This window comes from Solitalea canadensis DSM 3403, from assembly GCF_000242635.2.
GTDB lineage: Bacteria > Bacteroidota > Bacteroidia > Sphingobacteriales > Sphingobacteriaceae > Solitalea > Solitalea canadensis.
Map to the genome: position 1 here is coordinate 2,928,842 of NC_017770.1, position 22,674 is coordinate 2,951,515.

Genomic DNA, 22,674 nt, shown 5'->3' on the forward strand with positions numbered 1-22,674 from the left:
ACATAAACTGATTGGTTCAGGTTTGCCTCAAAAACAGAATATAAGGCTGCTAAAGGTATAATTTGTTTACTTCGAGAGCAAATATATTTGTAAAAAATACACTAAGTTAACTTAAGCAGTATTGCACAATAAAAAAAGCTTTAGTGAAGCAAATCACTAAAGCTTTTTTATTTTATTATTTTCAACTTACTTAGTTGAATAGTTTGGAGCTTCTTTCGTTACGGTAATATCGTGCGGATGGCTTTCGCGCATTCCGGCAGCGGTAATACGAACAAACTTTGCTTCTTGTAAATCTTCAATAGTACGCGCACCGCAATAGCCCATTCCTGCTTTTAAACCTCCTACGTATTGATACATTACTTCTGCCAATGTGCCTTTATAAGGAACACGTCCAACAATACCTTCAGGAACCAGTTTTTTGATATCATCTTCAACATCCTGGAAGTAACGGTCTTTTGAACCTTGTTCCATCGCCTCTACAGAACCCATTCCACGATAAGATTTGAACTTACGTCCTTCAAAAATAATAGTCTCACCTGGTGACTCCTCAACACCTGCGAACAATGAACCCGCCATAATAGAACTAGCACCAGCAGCAATCGCTTTTACAATATCTCCTGTTTGCTTAATACCACCATCGGCAATAACCGGGATACCTGTACCTTTTAATGCCTTCGCAACCTCGTAAATAGCTGTTAATTGAGGAACCCCAACACCAGCAATAATACGGGTAGTACAAATTGATCCTGGACCAATACCAACCTTTACTCCATCAACACCTGCATCTGCTAAAGCCAATGCAGCATCTGCTGTAGCAATATTACCTGCAATAACCTGAAGATTAGGGAAAGTAGTTTTTACTTTCTTAACCATATCGATAACACCTTTTGAGTGTCCATGTGCAGTATCAACAGTAATTACATCAACTCCGGCATTTACCAAAGCTGTAACACGCTCAATAGTATCGGCAGTAACGCCAACAGCAGCACCTACTCTTAAACGGCCATGCTCATCTTTACAAGCTGCAGGAAATGCTTTGAATTTCTGAATATCTTTAAAGGTGATCAGTCCGGCTAAAGTTCCATCAGCTTTAGTTACCGGAAGCTTTTCAATTTTATATTTCTGAAGAATTTCTTCCGCTTTTAACAGATCTGTTCCTTCTGGAGCTGTAATCAAATTTTGAGTGGTCATCACCTCTTCAACAGGTAATGTTACATCTTTTTGGAAGCGAAGGTCGCGGTTGGTTAAAATACCTACTAATTTATTCTGACCATTGATAATTGGAATACCACCAATTTTATTATCCTTCATCAGTTTTAAGGCATCGCTCAGTTTAGCCTCAACTGTTAACGTAACAGGATCGATGATCATTCCACTCTCTGAACGCTTAACTTTACGAACAGCAGCAGCCTGATTTTCAATGCTCATATTTTTATGGATCATACCTAAACCACCCGCTTGTGCAATAGCAATAGCCAAGTCAGCATCGGTAACGGTATCCATAGCCGCCGAAATAATAGGAACGTTAATTTTAATTTTGCGGGTTAAATAAGATTGGGTATTTACTTCACGAGGTAAAACTTCCGAATAGGCCGGAATCAACAACACGTCATCGTATGTAAGGCCTTCTAGAACAAATTTTGATGGATCTAAATGCATGGCAAATAATTTTAGGAGTGATTATTTGCCGGGCAAAGGTACTAAGATTTTCTTAAAGTAACAATAGAAATCTAAAAATTATCCTCTATCTTAGTTAGAAACAATATTTCATAGTCAAAAGCAGTATAAACACCGTCCGCATTTTGCTAATCCAATGTTAGCAATAGTTTATTTTTTTCGTCCGACAAACCTTATAACAGAGCCTTCTCCATTATGAAATAGCCCTTCTTTCAATTCGATTTCTTTTTCTTCCAATTCTATAATTTCATATTTATCAAAGTCTGATTTTATTTCATCAATTGAAAATAACATCTCTATATCTTTAGGTCCGCCTACTTTTTCGTTTTTGGAAATGTAGCTAAGGTGGTTTTTACTAAACGCTTCAAAAATAACTAGTCCGCCCTTTTTCAAATACTTGTCAAGCGTCTTGTGATAAAACGATTTAATATCTGCGGGAAAGTGTGCATAAATTAATGCAATTGCGTCAAATTGTTCAGTATTAAAATTCAACGTTTGTAATTCGCCAACTTGATAGTCAATTGACACGTTGTTACCTTCGGCAAGTCGAAAAGCTTTATTCTTTCCTTCAACGCTTATGTCAAAGGCTGAAACTGTCCAACCAAGCTTAGCAGCAAAAATGGCATTGCGTCCTTCACCTTCTGCCGGAAAAAGTATTGTCCCCACACTTAGCTTCTCCAGCTGTTCTTTTAAATAATTGTTAGGTTGTTCGCCATACGCAAATTCTTCTTTACTATATCTGTCATTCCATCTGTCTGTCCAAGCGTCATTCATATTTTTTTGTTTACTGTTAAATAGTCATTTACGGATTCTTTAAATAAAGTTTCAAGTTCATCAACTGAACCTTCTTCAAATACTACACCTCACCCTGTCCTCTTCTTGAAGAATGGACAGGGTGAGGTTACTCGCCTCCTTTAGAAGGGTTGGGGAGGTTACTTCTTCCCTACTACCACTTCAAAAAACTCATCAGCAAAGTACTTATTGGCTAATTGCTGAAGTTGTTGCGGGGTTATTGTTCTAACCGTTTCGAAGAAACGATCATAGTAATCGTAATCTAAACCATAGAATGAAATTCCTTTGAATTTATCGGCGTGCGAAAATGCATTTTCAAGACTTCCTAAAAATGAACCTAACATATAGTTTCTTACCAGACTTAGTTCTTCTTCTGGGATTAGTTCATTTTTTAAAATATTGATTTCTTTATAGATCTCTGTCAACGCATTGGCACAAACATCTGCACCTACTTCCGTGGCTACAAAGAAGTATCCGGCATCTTTCAAGGAAACGATAGCTGAACCAATTCCGTAGGTATATCCTTTATCTTCACGTATGTTCGACATTAACCGAGATCCAAAATATCCGCCTAAAACGGTATTCAATACCTGCATACCCTGAAAATCAGCATGAGTTTTATTGAACAATGGTTTCCCTAAACGAATTGCCGATTGTAATGCTTCCTTCTTTTCAATCAGGTGATTGTAGGATGTAGAAGCAACGAAATTTGGCTGAGATGCTTCAAGCAAGTCATTTTTTAACCAATCCTCACCCCCAAATAATTCAGCGATCAGTTTGCGTTCTTCTTCTTTTACTTTGCCTGAAATAATGATCGTACAATTGCTAGCTGTATATTGCAAATTACGAACAAGCTCCAGTTGACTACGCGTTAGGTTATCGTAATCTTTCACATTTACATTATAACCGTAATAGGCATTGCTGCCAAAGAGTATTTCATTAAATTTTTTACGCGCCGAAAAATCATTCTTTTGTTGATTTACCTGCAATTTCTGTTTGCTGTTTTGAATATAAGTCGAAAGCTCCTGGTCAGGAAAAGAGGCCTCTGTTATGATCTCTTTTATGATTGGCAATGTACTTTTTAAGTGCTTATTTAAGCTATACAGCGTAACACTTGAATGATCAAATCCCGCTTCATGCTGATAAAATGCGCCGTAAAAATCAATTTTATCAGCTAGTTGTGATGCAGTGTAATGAGTAGTACCCTCGTTTAGCATTGAATTGGTTGCACCGATTGCCAAAGGCTGGGAAGCATTCCATTGCGGATTCTTGAAAATGAATTCAACACGAACCAAATCGGCCTCTGACGCATCTATATAATGCAGGCTAATTCCGTTTGAAAGTTTTTCAGTATGTGGACGAATAAGGGTTATATTATCAACAGCCTTAAAATCAGGCTCATTTAATCGGTCTAAAATTTCCATATAAATAGTTAGGTAAACAGATAGTTTAGTATTATTCGCTTAAATAATACAGGGTAGAACAATTGGTGTCAGCAAAAATTGCATTGGCTTGTTCCTGGATCTGTAATGCTGTTACTGCCTGGTATTTCTCTTTCTCCTTATTGTAACTGGCAGCATCACCCATTAACTCATAGTAGGCAAGGTTCATTGCACGATCCAATAAGTTCAGTTCAGAAAATACCATTGTCGACTCAATTTTATTCTTCACTTTTGTTAATTCATCAGCCGGCAATAACTCTGCTTTCATTCTTTCAAGCTCTGTATCAATGGCTTTTTCAGCGGCTTCTATAGTAACACCCTCTACCAATTTACCCTCAACGATAAATAATCCCGGATCCATATCGCCCGATACATAGGCATTTACCTCACTGAACAGTTGCTGTTCTTTTACCAGTGAACGGTATAAACGTGAAGAATCTCCACGGGATAGTATATCCGAAATCAGATCAGTTGGATAGAAGGTATTGCTTTTTCTATCTCCAATATGAAAAGCTTTATAGATAGCATTTAATGGAACTTTGGCTTTTATCGTTTGTGAACGGCCTTCGGTTTGAGTTGGTTCCTGAGGCAAACTGCGTTGATACTTTTCGCCGGCCGGAATTGGGCCAAACCATTTTTCTGCCAGTCTTTTCACTTCATCCAACGTCACTTTTCCTGCTACTACTAAAATAGCGTTCTGCGGATTATAGTGTTTTGCAAAAAATGCCTTAACGTCTTCTAAAGTGGCATCCTCAATATGAGAAAGCTCTTTTCCGATGGTTGCCCACTGATAAGGGTGTTTTTTGAACGCCAAGGGACGAAGGTTTAACCATACATCTCCATAAGGCTGATTTAAATAACGTTGCTTAAACTCTTCACAAACTACATTACGCTGTACCTCAAGGCTTTTTTCTGAAAATGCAAGACTTAACATGCGATCCGACTCCAGCCAAAAAGCTGTTTCGATATTTACAGCCGGAACCTGTATGTAGTAATTGGTAATATCGTTGGTGGTAAAAGCATTATTCTCTCCTCCTACGCGCTGCAAAGGCTCATCGTACGATGGAATATTAACAGATCCACCAAACATCAGGTGCTCAAACAAGTGAGCAAAGCCGGTTTTGGAAGGGTCTTCATCTCTTGCTCCCACATCATACAATACATTTAATACCGCCATAGGCGTAGCCGGATCTTCGTGAACCAACACACGAAGTCCATTATTTAAAGTAAATCTTTCGAAATTTATCATCAGGGTTATGTTTAAACCGGGGGTACAAAAGTAAGATTATACCACTTTAATTTACTAAACAATATTTTAAAGTCTTTGTTGTTCAACAGAAAGAACGAAAAACTGCTAACAAAGCTGGCTTACCGATGGATTATTAGCTGCCTGATTCTTTCATTAGTGAGCTAAGGTTTATATTTGCAGCATTCTTGTCTAACGGTTGAAATTGAATTAACCGAAGTTTTTACCCGGTTGATCAATCGCTTCGTAAGAAGATTATTTTCATTGGAATGAATATCGAGAAATTATTAGAAAAGGCCTTAAATTTTGAATTTTTGACAGCTGAAGAAGGCTTGTTCTTATTCAAAAACGCTTCTACAGCACAATTAATGCATGTTGGCCATCAACTTCGCATGATCCAAAAACCGGATAATATCGTTACATGGATTATTGACCGAAACTTAAATACAACCAATGTTTGTATAGCCAACTGCAAATTCTGTAATTTCTTCCGTCGCCCAGGGCACGAAGAAAGCTATATAACCGATATTGAGACCTATAAAGTTAAGATCGAAGAAACGTTTAAATACGGTGGAGAACAGTTGTTGTTACAAGGTGGTCACCACCCTGATTTAGGCTTAAGTTATTATGTCGATCTTTTTAAAGAACTTAAACGCTTATACCCTACTTTAAAGCTTCATGCTTTAGGCCCGCCTGAAATTGCCCATATCGCTAAGCTTGACAAGCTATCTCATACAGAGGTTTTACAAGCATTAATTGAGGCTGGATTAGATTCATTACCTGGAGCCGGTGCAGAAATCCTGAACGATCGGGTTCGCCGGTTGATTTCTAAAGGAAAATGTAGCGGTCGCGAATGGTTGGATGTAATGCGTGCAGCCCATCAATTGGGGTTAACAACCTCTGCTACCATGATGTTCGGACATGTGGAAACTCTGGAAGAACGATTTGAACATTTGGTATGGTTGCGTGAAGTTCAGTCTGAAAAACCCGCAAATGCAAAAGGATTCTTAGCTTTCATCCCTTGGCCATTCCAGGATGATGGAACATTGCTTCGCAGAATCAGAAATGTAAGAAATACTGTTACAGGCGATGAATACGTACGCATGATTGCATTAAGTCGTATCATGTTGCCAAACGTTAAAAATATTCAAGCATCATGGTTAACCGTAGGTAAACAGGTTGCACAGCTATGCTTACATGCAGGAGCAAACGATTTCGGCTCAATTATGATTGAAGAGAATGTTGTTTCAGCAGCGGGTGCACCACACCGCTTTACTGCAAACGGCATACAGGAAGCTATCAAAGAAGCCGGCTACGAACCTCGCCTACGAAACCAGCAATACGAATTCAGGGAAATGCCTGAAATGGAAGAACAGGTGATTAACTATTAATAAAATCATAAGAAGCTTTTAATTGGTGTCATCCTGACGAAGAAGCATCTGTTTGTGTTGAGCTTTACCATAACAGATGCTTCGTACTCAGCATGACACTTTTTTTAAATTAGCTTTGCGTGATTTTATTCTTCTCTCCTTAACTTATTTATGAAAAAACGTGTTTCAATTATAGGTGGCGGACCCGCTTCATTAATGCTTGCTGCTGAGCTGGATGAACAGAAGTTTGATGTAACTATCTATGAGCGAAATTTTGCTGTTGGACGGAAGTTTTTGGTAGCCGGAAAAGGTGGTTTTAACCTTACCCATTCCGAGCCCGTTGATCAGTTTGTAACCAGATATACCCCTTCTGATTTTCTTGAAAAACACATCCGGACCTTCTCCAACGCTGATCTTATTAATTGGCTAGCGGAAATTGGTATTCCAACGTTTGTTGGTAGTAGCAAACGTGTTTATCCAATAAAAGGAATTACTCCTATTGAGGTTTTAAATGCTGTACTTTTCGTATTAAGAAAGAAACAGGTAAACATCCTAACCCGCCACTATTGGTCGGGGTGGAATGAAAACAATGAACTCATTTTCGAAACAAAAGAAGGGACTCAAACGGTTCAATCAGACCTTGTAGTTTTTGGTTTGGGAGGAAAAAGCTGGAAAAAAACAGGATCTGATGGTAGCTGGAGTACTCGTTTTGAAGAAAAAAGAGTTGAGATAAAACCTTTTCAGCCTTCAAACTGTGCTTATGAAATAAAATGGCCGCAAGCTTTGTTAGCACAAATTGAGGGCGAATCGGTAAAAAATATAGTTATCCGTTGTGCTGATAAAGAGGCTAAAGGTGAGGTGGTAATAACTACATTCGGTTTGGAAGGAGGTGCTATTTATGCTTTAAGTCCACAAATTCGTGAACAATTAAACCATAATCAACATTCCGAAATAGAAATCGATTTAAAACCTACTTTTTCGCTTGAAGAAATCAAACAAAAACTTTCGACAACTTGTAAAAGCTCATGGACAAAGCATATTGAGGGGCAATTAAAACTCAACAAAACCCAATTGTCTCTTTTAAAGAATTGTTTAGGCAAAGAGGAATTTACCAACCTTGAAGTCCTTGCAAAAAAGATTAAAGGGTTGCCTTTAACCGTTGTAAGTGCTGCACCAATTGACGAAGCTATTTCAACTGTTGGGGGAATTGCATTAACTGAAATTGATGATTGTTTTCAACTCAAAAAGTTGCCTAATCATTTTGTTATTGGCGAAATGCTTGACTGGGATGCACCTACAGGAGGTTATTTATTACAGGCCTGCTTTAGCATGGGAAAGTGCCTGGGAAGTTATTTGAATCAGATCTAATCGTAAAATAACGGCAACTATTTAAGCTTTGCTAAAAAACGTATCTTCATTTATTAAACTTTTATATTATGGCTGAATACACCGGAACCTTAACTATAACAGAAAATGCAGATAAAAAACGCTTTGAGACTGAAGTTAACGGTCATTTGGCGTTTGTAGAATACATCAGAACTCAAGATAGTATTTATCTAACCCATACCGAGGTTGCCAAAGCATTAGAAGGCCAAGGCATTGCAAAAAAATTAGTTGAGTCTGTTCTCGATATTATTGAGAGAGAAGGTAAAAAACTGGTTCCACTTTGTCCGTATGTAGCAGCTTACCTAAAGCGTCATCCTGATTGGAAACGCATTTTAGCTGCAGGATATAATGTATAACAAAAACCGCGGGATGTTTTAACTCCCGCGGTTTTTGATTTTATTTCTTTGGAGTGTTGTTGTAAGTATCAATGATTGACTATCAAGTGCAATTCAAGACTAAATCGATATATCTCCTTTTAATCTTTTTTTTCAAACCAAATCACAAAACCATTCCTTTCAATTGTTAAAGAATCAACAATTTTACGAAAGGCAATATCAAGATTTCCTTCAAATACTTCATCTATACGGTCGTAATCTGGTTCAAAAACTATAACCCATTTTTTTTTCAACTCCAGCCAGAGAAGAAAATAGATTAAACAAAATATTATTTTCCTGGAGAATATTTGAATCTATGGAAAGTTCATCTATCAAATTATCAACTCCATCAATTATCGCAACACATTGCCATTGTTCTTTTTGAAAATTATTCGGCAGTAATGAGATGATATGTTCAGGAACATTTGATTTAATTAGCTTAAAATAATTAAACCAAGCTTCTTCCGGACCTTGAGGAAATTTTTCTCCCTGCCCACTCATAAACGGCTGCTCAAACTTGATAGCTGATAGTTTTGACTCTATCGGCAATAAAAACTCAAAACCTACATCCATAGAACTATTCCCCCATTCGCCAATAATCAAGAACCACATCACTTATTTACAAGTTAGAGTTACTAACTTCTTCATTGGGAAAAACATAAAGATCTAAATCAAATTCTATGTTTAATTCTTTTATTAGTTCATTATATCTGGAATCCAAATGAACCCAAGGCGTACTTTCTTCATTACCCAAATACATAAATATTGCACAAGAAAATTCACAGTAATACATTTTACATAAAGCTCGAAAAATATCAATTTTAGATTCAATTATATCTAAGAGAGAATTCATTTGATCTTCAAACGAGGCATATTGACCTAATGGTGAATCTATCATCCATCCATTTTGCTTTATCAAAGGAGACTCTGGATTCTTAGGGTTTCTTCTTTGACCTTTGACACATATTTTTGTAGGATTTACATTCAACAATTGTGTGATTTCCTCAGGAGTAATATCGTTAAAGTCTAATAAAGAAAAGCTTAATATTATTTTATTTTTTTTCATTATTCTTTTGAATTTTAAATATAAAAGGTCGTTTAACATTATTAATATCCATCAACCTTATGGACTTTAATCCTTCCATCTTTGTAAAGAAAGCAATCTATTAATATACTAAACCTCAAAACAATTTTATTACTTAATAATTAAGGCAAAACTGAGGCTCCTGCTAATGAAGCACCTCCTGTTTCAGGCGCTAAAATAATAGCTGCACCCCATTTAAATACTTCATATACAACGACAGCTACTGTAACTCCTACAGCTGTCTTAACAACAGTACTTTTAAGGTCTTTTAGATTATATCCAATTGGTTCCCCAGGACCCTTATTACCTTTTGGTTTTTCGTATACATTTCCTTCTCCATCCTTCCATAAATCTAACCTTCCTCCTCTTTTACCATTCATGGATTTATCACGATGATTAAATCCATTTTTCTCAAGCAATTCAATTTCACCATCACTTAATGGTTTATCCTGAGCGGGATTTCTATCTTTTTCTACTTCTTTTCCTTTATCCTTCTTTCCTCCATCACCACCAGCTTTATAAATAACAGATTTATCATTATCAATCTTAGAAATAATGTCTGGGATAATAATATTCAGACCATTGTCATCGATTTGTGTTCTATCAAAAAATCTTCGATCATGCGGAGATAATCCACAGGAAATAGATCGATCATCATAGTCATTTCTTCTATCAAAAAAAGAACCTGGAGCCATACCATCAGGATCAAGAAACCTAACGGGGCTATCAAATCCGTAATTATATGGAGAATATCTCCTCATTAATTCAGCCAACGGATCTATTATATGCCACCTGCCCAGCACCGGATCATAAAACCTTGCACCATAATCATATTGATTCAGATCAAAGTCATCCTGCTGTTCCTTACCATTGTAAAGGTACTTATTTTTTGCTCCTGACACCCATTCCGACTGAGACATGCCAAATACATAATAACTGCTTTCCTGAATGGTTTCCACGCCCTGAGATCCTTTGATAATGGTGGCTCGGACATTACCCAGATGATCCGTCAGGTTATACTGATACTGATAACTGGATGTAAGGTTTCTTGCAATGCCTTCTTCTGTCTGAATAAACTCCAAAGCTCCGGCCTTATAATGGATACCTCCCACATAGTCAATCGTAACGCCACCACTAACCTTACGTAACTTTCTTCCGATTGCATCATAGGTGTAATCGATAGCCTGATTATTCACCTTAATTTGTTTCGGCAGATTCAGGTAATTATAGGTAATACTTAGATTCCTTGTCTGGTCAGTAGTATTGGAGCTTGCAATCAGGTTACCATTCGGGTCGCTGTAATCATAACTCGTCAGCCCTTTTCGTTGCCCAAAACTGTTAGCTGACTGGTCGTCTACACTTTCCAAGCGGTTCGATAGATTGCCGTTTTTATACGTATAGGTCAGATCATCGATTAAGGAAGTCGATCCTCCGTTACGTTTCAGGGTTTTGATATTCCCCATTACATCGTAGGTTAACACTTCATTAAAGTTACTGCCAATAGTGGAAGTAGCTAACAACAGCCGATTCAGTTTATCATAACCGAATTGATACGCTTTTTGGGTAGTAGCATTGGGATTACGGTTCTTCCAGGTCATTTCAGAAATATTACCATTATACTGAGATGCAGCACCGTTGCCATTATACTTCAACTCCAGACCAAACTGGTCAGTAATATCTGTTAAATTGGCATCATTGATTTTTGTCAGCCAGCCGCGGATATTATAGGCATAATCCACCGTTTGCAGGTAGGAGCTGCCGTTATTTTCGGAATGCAGTTGTTTTTTAATCTGTTGACCCAGTTCATTGTATTTATACGAAGCCAGTAATACTTCTTTGGTGGGGTCAGAACCTATCAGTTCATAAGTATTGATTCTGCGTCCCATGTGATCGTACTCATAACGAGTGGTGATCTCCAGTGGTGCTTTACCTGAAACGATATGGGTACGTTTAGATATTTTGAGCTGTCCAGGAAAATCATAAGTGTTATCCACCACATCTTGCCCCGAAAGGTAATTGGTACTCTTGCTTTGAATCACCCTGCCTTCCTTATCGTAGAAATTCACGGTCCATAAATAGGTAGTGCCGCCATCTAATACTTTTACCTTCGTTCCTGTCAACAGGGTTCTGGTCATCAAACTTTGCTCACCTGTTGGTGCACCAAATGGATTACCGGGAAAGGAATAGTTATCGTAATAGTTAACTATTAATATGTCCACTCTTGAATCACTTGTTAAAGGATAAGCTCTTTCCGTGTAGCCTAACGAGCTACCATCACGATCTTCCCATAGGTTCACTGTTTGACCGTCTACGGCCGGTTGCAAGGTGGCTCTGGTATGGCTACTGTTATTCACCAAGCCAGTCAGGATAACCCTCCCTATAGCATCATACTTGGAAAAGCTCCATTGATTTTTGCCACGTTGAACAGCATCCTGGACTAACACCACCCGGTCCAGTTTGTTGTATACAATGAATTCCCAGCCTTTGGCAGGAATTTTCTTTTCCACAACCCGCTGACGACCATCGTAATGATAGGCATAGACGAGTTCATTAAAAGTCGCATCGTTTTCAGTGATGGTAGTGGCTGTTACTGCCGGAGGAATAACATAACGCAAATTGCCAAAATCGTCGTACACATATTGCGTCGATAATACGGTACCTGCATCATCATAGGTGCGCTTAAGGACCACTCTACCTTCCTTATCCTTGAATTCTTCTGTTGTGCCTTTGGTTCCATTTGCATTTACCCAATTGTCTCTTTTAAAGAATTGTTTAAGCAAAGAGGAATTTACCAATCTTGAAGTCCTTGCTAAAAAGATTAAAGAGTTGCCTTTAACTGTTGTAAGTGCTGCCCCAATTGATGAAGCCATTTCAACTGTTGGGGGAATTGCATTAACTGAAATTGACGATTGTTTTCAACTCAAAAAGTTGCCTAATCACTTTATTATTGGCGAAATGCTTGACTGGGATGCACCTACAGGAGGTTATTTATTACAGGCCTGCTTTAGCATGGGAAAGTGCCTGGGAAATCATCTGAATCAGATCTATCCGTAAAACAGCGGCAACTATTTAAGCTTTGCTAAAAAACGTATCTTCATTTATTAAACATTTGATATATTATGGCTGAATATACCGGAACCTTAACTATAACAGAAAATGCAGATAAAAAACGTTTTGAAACAGAAGTGAATGGACATCTGGCATTTGTTGAATACATCAGGACACAAGACAGTATATATCTTACACATACCGAAGTTGCAAAGCAACTGGAAGGCCAAGGCATTGCAAAAAAATTAGTTGAATCTATTCTCGATATTATTGAGAGAGAAGGGAAAAAACTGGTTCCTCTTTGTCCGTATGTAGCAGCTTACCTAAAGCGTCACCCTGACTGGAAACGCATTTTAGCAGCAGGATATAATGTATAACAAAAACCGCAGGATGTTTTAACTCCCGCGGTTTTTGATTTTTATTTTTTTGGAATACCGTTGCAAGTATCAATCACACATTTATATTCTCCGTTGGGTTGCAACTTCTAAACGTTTACATATGTATGTACGCATATTCTATGCATTGTTTATTTAATTAACTTCCTTTCTCTAAGCAAATTAATATAAAATTCACCTATCAAAGAATCAGGTTCATATGTAATTATTTTAGGCGGAGGCACTCCCGTTAACTTTCTTAAAGCTATCATTTTTGCTTGATAAACGGATATTCCTTTAAATTCTAAGTTGTTTGTAACACGTGAATCATAAGGATCTTTAACCAGCTCTCTAATAAAGGAGGTATCTCTACTTTCTCCTATTAAATAGTAAGCTTTTATATTGTCGCCAACATATGTACTGTTAAGTAATTCTACAATTTTAACTCTATCATTTTTATGACTACAGTTACAAAATATGATTAAAGTTATGATTAACATTATTCTGCTTATTATTATAATATTTTTCATTGTCCAACGATAAAATTAGTCTTTTTTTCAATTAAATCATTGTTTAAAGGGTGACTTAAAATTAATTGAAGTTGATTAGGAGAAATACCTAAACCACTTCTAATAACATTTCATCCGTAGATACAGGTGCTTTAATAACAACACCTACATTTATCAAAGAATTATATTTTAACTCCCGCTTTTTGTTTTTTATTTATTGAAAGAAGCAATGTGAACACTTAAATAATCATAAAACTACTTACAGTACTTTCTCATCAAATTTTGAATTCGTTTTACCTTTTCAATTGGTAGGTTCGAATAAATTCTACATACATTTTTTTTATTTCTGATTATAATGTTTTCCAAATTATCAAAATAACCATCTGCATATTCACCGTCAACAAATTGATTAAGCATTAAATATTTAGGCAAAAAACCATACTTATTATCGGCAGCATTTTTCACTATGACACTATCAATAATTGAAAAATATTTATATGTAGAATCATTAAATGTCAAATTATAATATTCCAGCATTTCTTCACCTGTGGCAGGTATAATAGCTTCTATTGATCTAACAGAAATATTGGCATGACTACTGATACTATCAACAACTTTTGTTAGTTTTTGTAAATAAGTTGGGGGTGTTTCGCCAGAATATGACTTAACTATTAAACTATCTGAATGGTCAGAATATTTTGTCAACCTTGAGTCAGATTTTTGAGGTTGGCACACCAAGGAAAAGATCGATAATAAGAAGATTGTTAATTTGAAATTAATATTTAACATGGATTGATAATTTAAATCTTGCGCTGCCTTATCCATAATACTCAACATCGTCTTTATGCCATTGGCCAGAAAAAATTTTCTGTTTTATTTTGCAGTTAAAAATCCCACTTACGCAAAAATTTTCAACAACAAGCGCAAATTAATTAATGATAAAATATTATAGCCTTCAAATTGAAGGCTATAATACTCGAGATATTGAATCAATCTTGTTAATTTCCTCTATATTCTTTGGTAATAAAATATGAGGAATTTTCATTTACAAGTTCTTTCAGAAGTTCTTTATCTGTACTCAGGAAATCAAGACACAAATGACCTGATATTTTTATAATAAAATATAATTCACTGTGTGAAATATTCAAATCTTTATACAAAAACCATCTTTATTCAATACAGAATATGGATATGAAATTAAATCCTTTGAAAATTTCAACAAATCATCTTTCGTGAAAATTATAGCCCCTTTAAATGTATTTGGAATACCTCTTTCTTTGAATAAGGTTCGTAAACTGATTAAATTATCCTCGTTATTTGGAAGCCACTCTAGGTCTTTGTCCTCATGATTTACAATCCACAAAGAACCATTATCTAATTTTGAAACTACATTTTTAAGCAGACCTTCAAATATTTCAACACTCTTCGCCCTTTGATGCTTGAATGATATCCCATACCATTTTATTGTTGACTCAAAATCTTCATCAAAAAAATCAATATATTCCTGTCTATCATAAGGAAGTACTTTTTCAAATCTCTTTTTAACTCAATCATAATCTTTTACTAACACAATTCAGGGCTATTTCCATAAAAATCACCAAATACAATGAAAAAAAAGTACAAAAGGCAGTAGCCCCGAAATTCAGGGCTACACAAAATGAACTTCCGTCCGTTCTGTCGGTTAGAGTTTTCTTTCAGGTCTTATAAAATTAATCAGTTTTTCTTGCTTTTTAAGGCAGTAATCTTTCAACAACATAAATTACTCGTTCTTTATTTCACAATGCAAAGTTTAATTTGCTCTACCGCTTAAAATAATGGTTTATTTTATTAATCCTAGTGTAACAGAATAAAATGCAACTAAAGATGCAATGATATATAAAATAAAAAAAAACTTACCTTTTCTCCGTCTATCTTTTGAATATTGTTCAACAATCTGAAATATATCTTTTCTTCGATGATAAGTTATAAAATAATTTAGCGAAATAATAATAATTGCACCCAATATAGTCCACATTAAAACAAGATCTTTTGCAATTCTGAAATGAAAAATACAAAATAAAATACGCCCCAAAACAATGAGGTTAAGGTTTTGAAAAAACACTATCCCAAGAAAAGCGTCAACAGCAGGATTTTCATCTTTTCTTATCTTTTGTAAACCTTTATACATCCAATAATAGGCCTCTTTAATCATGTACTTTATAGTTCTTTATATTTGGTAAAATAATATTCGTATTATCAGCTAAATGTTTAATCGGCGTTTCTTGATGAGGCATGTCAGGTAATTCTGTTGTAATTAAAGACCAAAGAGATGCCATTAAAAAATTTGCTTTGGGTCCTAATCTCATTAAGTAAATCCCAATACCGGCAGTTACATTAGCAGCAGTTTTCTCTCCTGATTGATTTCCAGAGATGTACATGGCTCCATCAACCATAAATCCAGTAACTAAAACTCCTTTTCCAACATTTTCAATAACTGCAGTAACTTTGCTCAGAGGTATTGCTGTTATCACACCCTTTGCATTAGTGAAATATAACTCAGAACCTTTGTATGTCGCTAATATTAAAGTTGATCCATCTGCAGCCCAACCAAGTGCCGTCCCTGTTGAGGCTACAGCTTCTATTTGTGCTTTACTTTCTTTATCAGCATGTCGTTTTTTCCTTTTTCCATTTCCCCCATCAGTTGCTATCACATTGGTGGGAGGATAGATATAATTCTTGAGTTTTCTAAATTCGTCATTATTATCTCTTTTATCCATAAGAGACCTTAGAAATGGAGATGATCCAAAAAGAAGAGATTCTTCATCCGAATCATTTTTTCTATCAAAAAAAGGGCTAGGAGCCATACCATCAGGATCAAGAAACCTAACGGGACTATCAAACCCATAATTATATGGAGAATATCTCCTCATTAATTCAGCCAACGGATCTATTATATGCCACCGGCCCAGCACTGGATCATAGAACCGTGCCCCGTAATCATACTGATTCAAATCAAAATCTTCCTGCAGTTCCTTACCATTGTAAAGGTACTTATTTTTTGCACTGGATACCCATTCGGACTGAGTCATACCAAAAGCATAGTAACTGCTCTCCTGAATGGTCTCCACGCCCTGAGATCCTTTGATAATGGTGGCTCTGACATTACCCAGATGATCCGTCAGGTTATACTGATACTGATAGCTGGATGTAAGGTTTCTTGCAATGCCTTCTTCCGTTTGAATAAACTCCAAAGCTCCGGCCTTATAATGAATACCTCCCACATAGTCAACCGTAACGCCACTACTAACCTTACGTAACTTTCTTCCGATTGCATCATAGATGTAATCAATAGCCTGACTATTAACCTTAATTTGTTGTGGCAAATTCAGGTAATTATAGCTAATGTTGAGGTTCCTTGTCTGATCGCTAGTATTGGTACTTCCGAGTAGGTTCCCATTCGGGTCGCTGTAATCGTAACTCGTTAGCCCTTTTCGTTGTCCGAGACTGTTAGCAGACTGATCATCTACGCTTTCCAAGCGGTTCGATAGATTGCCGTTTTTATACGTATAGGTCAGATCATCGATTAAGGAAGCAGATCCTCCGTTACGTTTTAAGGTTTTAATATTCCCCATTACATCGTAGGTTAACACCTCATTAAAGTTACTGCCAATGGTGGAAGTAGCTGACAACAACCGGTTTAGTTTGTCATAACCGAATTGATAAGCTTTTTGGGTAGTTGCATTAGGATTACGGTTCTTCCAAGTCATTTCAGAAATATTACCATTATACTGAGATGCAGCACCGTTGCCTTCATATTTCAACTCCATACCAAACTGGTCAGTAATATCTGTTAAATTGGCATCATTAATTTTTGTCAGCCAGCCGCGGATGTTATAGGCATAATCCACCGCTTGCAGGTACGAGCCGCCATTGTTTTCCGAGTGCAGTTGTTTTTTAATCTGCTGACCCAGTTCATTGTATTTATACGAAGCCAGTAGTACTTCTTTGGTGGGGTCAGCACCTATCAGTTCATAAGTATTGATTCTGCGTCCCATGTGATCATATTCATAACGGGTAGTGATCTCCAGCGGTGCTTTACCTGAAACGGTATGGGTACGTTTAGATATTTTAAGCTGTCCGGGGAAATCGTAGGTGTTATCCACCACATCCTGACCTAAAAGGTAGTTTGTGCTCTTACTTTGAATTACTCTACCTTCATTATCGTAATAGTTTACCGTCCATAAATAAGTATTGCCACCATCCAATACTTTTACTTTGGTCCCGGTTAAAAGGCTTCTGGTCATTGGACTTTGATTTCCAGTTGGCACACCGAAGGGATTACCAGGAAATAAGTAATTATCATAATAGTTAACAGTTAAAACATCGATGGTCGCACCGTCTGTTTTAGGATATGAGCGAGTGGTATATCCCAATGTGTTACCGTCGCGGTCTTCCCATAAAAAATTTATTTGATCATCTACAGCTGTTTGTACTACAGTTCTAGTTTGATTGTCATTATTCACTAAACCTGTGATAATCAATCTACCCATGACATCATATTTGGAGAATATCCATTGTTTTTTATTACGTTGATTGGCATCCTGAGTTAACACTACCTGATCCAGCTTATTGTACACAATGAACTCCCAACCCTTAGCAGGGATCTTTTTTTCCACCACCCGCTGACGATCATCGTAATGATAGGCATAGATCAGCTCATTGAAGGTGGCATCGTTTTCAGTAATGGAAATAGCCGTAACAGCCGGAGGAATTACATAACGCAAATTGCCGAAATCATCGTACACGTACTGAGTCGATAACGCGATACCTGCATCATCGTAGGTACGCTTAAGTACCACTCTACCTTCCTTATCCGTGAATTCTTCTGTTGTGCCTTTGGTTCCAGTTGCATTTACCCAATTTTCATCTTTAATAATGGTTTTATACAACTGATTGGCTTCATAGAAAGTAGCCGTAGCTCCGGAGCCGTCCGCTTTAACCGTCCACAGTTTTACTTCATTGGCGACATTGGTGCCATATTCTGTTTTTATCGTATGGCCCGATTCGGTAATGGATGCATTTAATAACTGCCAGGCTTCGCCTGCAGCTCCCTGTTGCTCTACCCGATTTAATGGCGAGGCTTCAAACTGGGTTTCTGCAAAAGGATAACCAGTACGGGCAATATTGGCAGCTAAAGTGCTGGGATTCGTTGTAGCATAAAAGCTACTCACAGTTGTGCCCGGCACAATGTTTTTATAACTGCCGTTGCCTGTTGCATCCACGTAGGGTAAATACTTCTTCGCTTCCCGGCCAAAGGCATCGTATTCAAACGGCTGGACAATGTCGTTAAGCAAAGGGCTGCCCTTAGTTTGTACTGTTTGCAGCGGACGGCCTAGTCCATCAAAGTACTGGATCGTCTGGCTGATCTCACAGGTACTGCGGTTGGCCAGACCCGTTTCATCTATAATGCCCGGTACTTTAATCGTGTTGGTAAGAATGTAATTCTGATTGGCGCTCGGTGCTGCCGCCAGTGGCACACAGTAAGCAGCTGCTCCACTGATGTAAATCCTTACATTGCTGCTTGCCGGAATGTTCACTCCCGGTAGCAAAGTAACACTTTGGGTCGCCATAATCTCCGACTGACCAGAGTAAGTGGATAAACTCACGTTCGCCTGCTGGGCAAATGTGCTGATACAGGTTATGTTCAGGATAGCTACTAATAGTAGCGTCCTTTTGTTTAAAAATCGTATCATTCGTATTCTACTTGGTAAATGTTATTGGTTTTGGTAATGATAATCCGTTGTTTTCAGGATGTTGCCTTCCTGATCCTTGATCCATTTCAGTCGCTGAAAACCATCGTACACGTAATAGGTAGTCTGTCCCTTGGCATCGGTTGAACTGGTCATACCTACTAACGGCTCATAGGTATAGGTGGTTATTTGAGCATCAGATGGGAATATCCGAATGTCATCTACATAAGCACTTGCTAAGAAAGTCTTAGTACCCGTGTACGTTTCTTCTTTATACTTCCAAAGATTTCCCTCTAATTCAAACCATCCAATGGTGTAAGTACGGGAATTAGGTTTGGTAAATGACACCGTGAAGCTACGACCATAATTACATTTTAGCCCTGTATGAAATTTAACTATTGATGCCGCAGCGTCTTCTTCAAAACTCTCAAAATAAAACTCGTTCTCTGCTGCATTTTTGCATTCAGCAACTGGGTATTGCTGGTTATAACCCCATTTATAGGTGGTAGAAGGTCCCTTTTGTGGAGTAACTCCAAGTAAATTACTTTTAGTATCATACCCATTGAAATTATACACCTGACTGGGGGTTAAGCTACCGTTGTTAAACTTTTCTATGCTTAAAGGAGCAATGAGTGTATTGTTATTCCAAAAACCATAATTGTTCCTGACTTTTGTTAACTCCTTGGTGCTATTAAAGTTGGTTTGCTCAATTACAGAAGCAATTCGATGCTGCTGCGTCATCTTATCATACACCAAAATGCCTGCATAATCTTGCGGATATTTATATTGCTGAGAAATCGTTTCCTTTTTACTATTTATTGCTTCAGATTTGGACAACTGATAGTTTACAGGTGTTTTTTCATAGTAGTACTTTTCGGTCGTCACTGATTCACCGCCATTATCATCGTATAAAGTTGTTGTTTTGGACAATGGTTTATTAAAGCCGGTAAAACGTCTGATATTAGGAACTGTATTTCCATCAACATAATCAACACCATATAGAAAAGAAGCCCGAGTGCCTAGTTCAGGATAACTTTGAGAATAAAAGTCAGGGGGGAGTGTGTCATCAAACCACATAACACTCCTATCACTATAACCCTGCTCGCGCAAATCTTTCATATATAATGCCAACAGTATAGGGTTTGCATAACCCCAGGTAAGTGCCCCGAAACTGATTATATCCGTATTAATTTCATCAACCCAATCTTCTTTATTTATATCCGTTAACGCATGAGGTGACCGATAGTAGTAAGAATAATCTTCCTGCTTGATTATTTTTGAGCCCTTATAATAAGTTTTCTTCAATAGTTGACCTTGTAGCCACTCATCCGGTTCTTGCAATGAAAGTAGCATGTATTTATAAAAACTTGTAAAATAAGGCATGTTGTACCTAAACTGATAAGTGATTTTATGACGATCAGTTGTGTTGAGTACATTCTCATCATACTCAGTTACATATTCATAACCTACATATGAACCTTCTGTGGTTAACAGTGGTAACACGGAATTGGAAAAGTAATATCTATAATGTGTGTGTGGTCTGCTGATATAACCACCCTTCCACTTATTTTGAATATACAGCGGTAGAGCAGCTATTGTCCCCGAACTTTTACCATCAACCGGATTCGTATAATCGTAAGACTTTGCTTTAATTTTGGCCCCGTTATTATCAAAATAGTCAATTTTTTTGATCCGCAATCCTCCGGCATTAACAATATCATCCTCACCTATTTCACGCCAGCTTATTTTAAAATAAGTAAAGTGCGATTGTAAATTATACTCGTGATCGACAGGTATACCTTGATAAGTTATTTTTACTGTCATCTCATATTCTCCTGGAAGCAACTCTAAATATGTTTTATTTTCCTTTACTCTAATAGGGGCATTTTGTGCATTATTAAAGCCTTTTACAGTAACTCTTCCTTCAGGTTTTATTTGCTCTAGTAAAAATTCTACATTACATTGGCCATATGGAATATCATATTTTTTATCGATGTCTCCTTTCACGCCAAAATCAGAAGAACATTCCCATCCATAACCAGGATCAACATAACTATTATTACTAACGGTAAAACGTTTTTTATAACAACGTGCCTTGGTTACAGGATCAATATAATCGGGATCAGGAGCAAAACTACTACGAGGATAACCGCTGATCTGAATTTCTGCTTTCTTCAGCGCCAAATTATCATCAACTAACATATTTATCAGTTCTCTGGAACCTTGAGGGATGTTTTTAACTCTGAAGTTATTGTTCTCATAGGTATATTCAGTTTTTCCTCCTTCCGGCCAAACAATACTTTTCAAGGAGAAAACATTACTTTTTTCGGGTTTTACCGACCGATCTCCTCCATCATACAATGAAGGATCGACACCATCCTTTACAACTATAGATGGAATCATTGAATGGTTCATAATTCCATTAAAATACCCCCAATGATCTTGTGAAAATGAATATTTAGAGGGCATCATATCAAACGTATTGTAATCAAACTTATATTTGATTGGTGAGGTACTTGTTTGTCCCACAATACGCACGGAGTCTAAACGCAAACGTTTAAATCTATAATTATCAGCATAGTTCCAAATTACCGGTGCTGATCGTCCAAGATTTACATCATAATCTTTTCCAAGAAAATAACTGTAATCAAATATGATTTTTCTAATCAGTTGTTGCGCATTATTTAACACCTGAACCTCTTTTAATGCCTTACCTTGCATATCTTCTCTTTCCATGGTGATAAATTTGATTATTCCTTCCGGAAAGCTGATAGTGCTCACTAATGCTTCATCATAGGTATTATTTTCTGACACATAGGTACTTCCAGGATTGGTTAAATTTTCAGTATAAGCGCCTGTTGACTGGATATAATTTTGTCCTGAAATTTTAGGTATTTTGTACGAACTGTTAGTATAAGAATAATTAATCTCCTCATTACTGGTATTTTGTATTTTTTTTACTAACCAGCTATTTCGAGTAGCTCGCATAACGCCTGTTGGATCTGATTGAAAACTGGCTCCATCGGCTCCCAAATCAACAGCAACACCATTATCCAGTAAAAACGAAAAAAGATTTGTGTCTGATAACGAAATATTTATATCCTCTTTGGGAAAAGTCACAAATTTTTTTAGTTCCTGATTAAACATGAATTTTCCTGACTGCCCTACTACGGAATAGTAAAACTCATCCGGCATAAAATCTCTTTGTCCGTTGATTGCAAGTTTTGCCTCAAGCATATTTTGGGTCCTTTCCTGTAAACCTGGATCTTGCGAATAATGTGGTAATGCATTAAAATCTTTAATGGTAGTAAATCCAGTATTTCGGGTAACAGCAGGAATAAAATAATGCTCATCTGGTGCTCCTCTTACATTTCTGGTTACTTGTCCTCCGTAAGAAAGATTCCAGCCTAGACCCACCCAAGAGGCTTCCTGATCAACTCTTATCCCTCCTGCATGATAACTCAAAGTTATTGGAACCATAACATCCTTTATCTTAATCTCATATAAAGGAATACTTATTTGTGGAACGCCAGTAAAGTGTCCAACCGAAGTTTCTATAAAGCGATTAATTGCCGCAACCTGTGGTGAAGGTATATCAACTCTAGTTGGTATTGTTTGACTATGCACGGTGAAATGGCACAGG

General features: G+C 37.1%; 17 protein-coding genes. 5 read left to right on the plus strand and 12 right to left on the minus strand.

Annotated elements, in window-relative coordinates:
- Positions 1 to 186 precede the first annotated feature (186 nt).
- The 4 genes from guaB to SOLCA_RS12040 form a co-directional block, all read right to left on the minus strand.
- On the minus strand, positions 187 to 1,659 hold the full coding sequence (gene guaB / locus SOLCA_RS12025) for an IMP dehydrogenase (protein WP_014680727.1): 1,473 nt from the start codon (positions 1,657 to 1,659) through the stop codon (positions 187 to 189).
- Between the two features lie 168 nt (positions 1,660 to 1,827).
- On the minus strand, positions 1,828 to 2,451 hold the full coding sequence (locus SOLCA_RS12030) for a class I SAM-dependent methyltransferase (RefSeq protein WP_014680728.1): 624 nt from the start codon (positions 2,449 to 2,451) through the stop codon (positions 1,828 to 1,830).
- 158 nt (positions 2,452 to 2,609) lie between these two features.
- Positions 2,610 to 3,893: a M16 family metallopeptidase gene (locus SOLCA_RS12035; RefSeq protein ID WP_014680729.1), complete on the minus strand. Its 1,284-nt coding sequence runs from the start codon at positions 3,891 to 3,893 to the stop codon at positions 2,610 to 2,612.
- Positions 3,894 to 3,924: 31 nt separating this feature from the next.
- Entirely contained in the window at positions 3,925 to 5,160 is a 1,236-nt protein-coding gene (locus SOLCA_RS12040) for a M16 family metallopeptidase (RefSeq protein WP_014680730.1), read from the minus strand.
- A gap of 266 nt (positions 5,161 to 5,426) precedes the next feature.
- On the opposite strand from SOLCA_RS12040, the gene mqnC reads away from it, so the two are divergent.
- The 3 genes from mqnC (at position 5,427) to SOLCA_RS12055 (ending at position 8,269) form a co-directional block, all read left to right on the plus strand.
- Positions 5,427 to 6,548 (plus strand): cyclic dehypoxanthinyl futalosine synthase, encoded by a 1,122-nt coding sequence (gene mqnC, locus SOLCA_RS12045; protein ID WP_014680731.1) that lies wholly within the window; start codon positions 5,427 to 5,429, stop codon positions 6,546 to 6,548.
- A 150-nt stretch (positions 6,549 to 6,698) separates the two neighbouring features.
- Positions 6,699 to 7,895 carry a BaiN/RdsA family NAD(P)/FAD-dependent oxidoreductase gene (locus tag SOLCA_RS12050; protein WP_014680732.1) on the plus strand — a complete coding sequence of 399 codons (1,197 nt, stop codon included), beginning with the start codon at positions 6,699 to 6,701 and terminating at the stop codon, positions 7,893 to 7,895.
- A gap of 68 nt (positions 7,896 to 7,963) precedes the next feature.
- Positions 7,964 to 8,269, plus strand: a complete 306-nt coding sequence (locus SOLCA_RS12055; protein WP_014680733.1) for a GNAT family N-acetyltransferase — start codon at positions 7,964 to 7,966, stop codon at positions 8,267 to 8,269.
- 243 nt (positions 8,270 to 8,512) lie between these two features.
- Here SOLCA_RS12055 and SOLCA_RS12060 read toward each other — a convergent pair whose 3' ends face one another.
- From SOLCA_RS12060 to SOLCA_RS12070, 3 genes are all read right to left on the minus strand, one after another.
- Positions 8,513 to 8,890, minus strand: coding sequence for a hypothetical protein (locus SOLCA_RS12060; RefSeq protein ID WP_157604564.1), 378 nt, complete (start codon positions 8,888 to 8,890; stop codon positions 8,513 to 8,515).
- 16 nt (positions 8,891 to 8,906) lie between these two features.
- Positions 8,907 to 9,353 (minus strand): DUF4279 domain-containing protein, encoded by a 447-nt coding sequence (locus SOLCA_RS12065; protein ID WP_014680735.1) that lies wholly within the window; start codon positions 9,351 to 9,353, stop codon positions 8,907 to 8,909.
- A 140-nt stretch (positions 9,354 to 9,493) separates the two neighbouring features.
- Positions 9,494 to 12,166 carry a polymorphic toxin type 33 domain-containing protein gene (locus SOLCA_RS12070; RefSeq protein ID WP_245536711.1) on the minus strand — a complete coding sequence of 891 codons (2,673 nt, stop codon included), beginning with the start codon at positions 12,164 to 12,166 and terminating at the stop codon, positions 9,494 to 9,496.
- Between the two features lie 31 nt (positions 12,167 to 12,197).
- Here SOLCA_RS12070 and SOLCA_RS12075 point away from each other — a divergent pair, with 31 nt between their 5' ends.
- Positions 12,198 to 12,425, plus strand: a complete 228-nt coding sequence (locus SOLCA_RS12075; RefSeq protein WP_456154232.1) for an NAD(P)/FAD-dependent oxidoreductase — start codon at positions 12,198 to 12,200, stop codon at positions 12,423 to 12,425.
- A 65-nt stretch (positions 12,426 to 12,490) separates the two neighbouring features.
- Entirely contained in the window at positions 12,491 to 12,796 is a 306-nt protein-coding gene (locus SOLCA_RS12080; RefSeq protein ID WP_014680737.1) for a GNAT family N-acetyltransferase, read from the plus strand.
- 149 nt (positions 12,797 to 12,945) lie between these two features.
- On the opposite strand, the gene SOLCA_RS12085 is transcribed toward SOLCA_RS12080, so the two are convergent.
- The 5 genes from SOLCA_RS12085 to SOLCA_RS12110 all read right to left on the minus strand — a co-directional run bounded on the left by SOLCA_RS12085 (position 12,946) and on the right by SOLCA_RS12110 (position 22,658).
- Positions 12,946 to 13,323 (minus strand): hypothetical protein, encoded by a 378-nt coding sequence (locus tag SOLCA_RS12085; RefSeq protein ID WP_042479739.1) that lies wholly within the window; start codon positions 13,321 to 13,323, stop codon positions 12,946 to 12,948.
- A 234-nt stretch (positions 13,324 to 13,557) separates the two neighbouring features.
- Positions 13,558 to 14,127 carry a hypothetical protein gene (locus SOLCA_RS12090; RefSeq protein WP_042479741.1) on the minus strand — a complete coding sequence of 190 codons (570 nt, stop codon included), beginning with the start codon at positions 14,125 to 14,127 and terminating at the stop codon, positions 13,558 to 13,560.
- A gap of 994 nt (positions 14,128 to 15,121) precedes the next feature.
- Positions 15,122 to 15,493: a hypothetical protein gene (locus SOLCA_RS12100; protein ID WP_014680740.1), complete on the minus strand. Its 372-nt coding sequence runs from the start codon at positions 15,491 to 15,493 to the stop codon at positions 15,122 to 15,124.
- Positions 15,486 to 19,034 (minus strand): DUF6443 domain-containing protein, encoded by a 3,549-nt coding sequence (locus SOLCA_RS12105; protein WP_014680741.1) that lies wholly within the window; start codon positions 19,032 to 19,034, stop codon positions 15,486 to 15,488. The genes SOLCA_RS12100 and SOLCA_RS12105 overlap by 8 nt, the downstream gene beginning before the upstream one ends.
- Positions 19,035 to 19,055: 21 nt before the next feature.
- The gene (locus tag SOLCA_RS12110; protein ID WP_157604565.1) at positions 19,056 to 22,658 is read right to left on the minus strand and encodes a hypothetical protein; all 3,603 of its coding nucleotides are present in this window, start codon (positions 22,656 to 22,658) and stop codon (positions 19,056 to 19,058) included.
- Positions 22,659 to 22,674 lie beyond the last annotated feature (16 nt).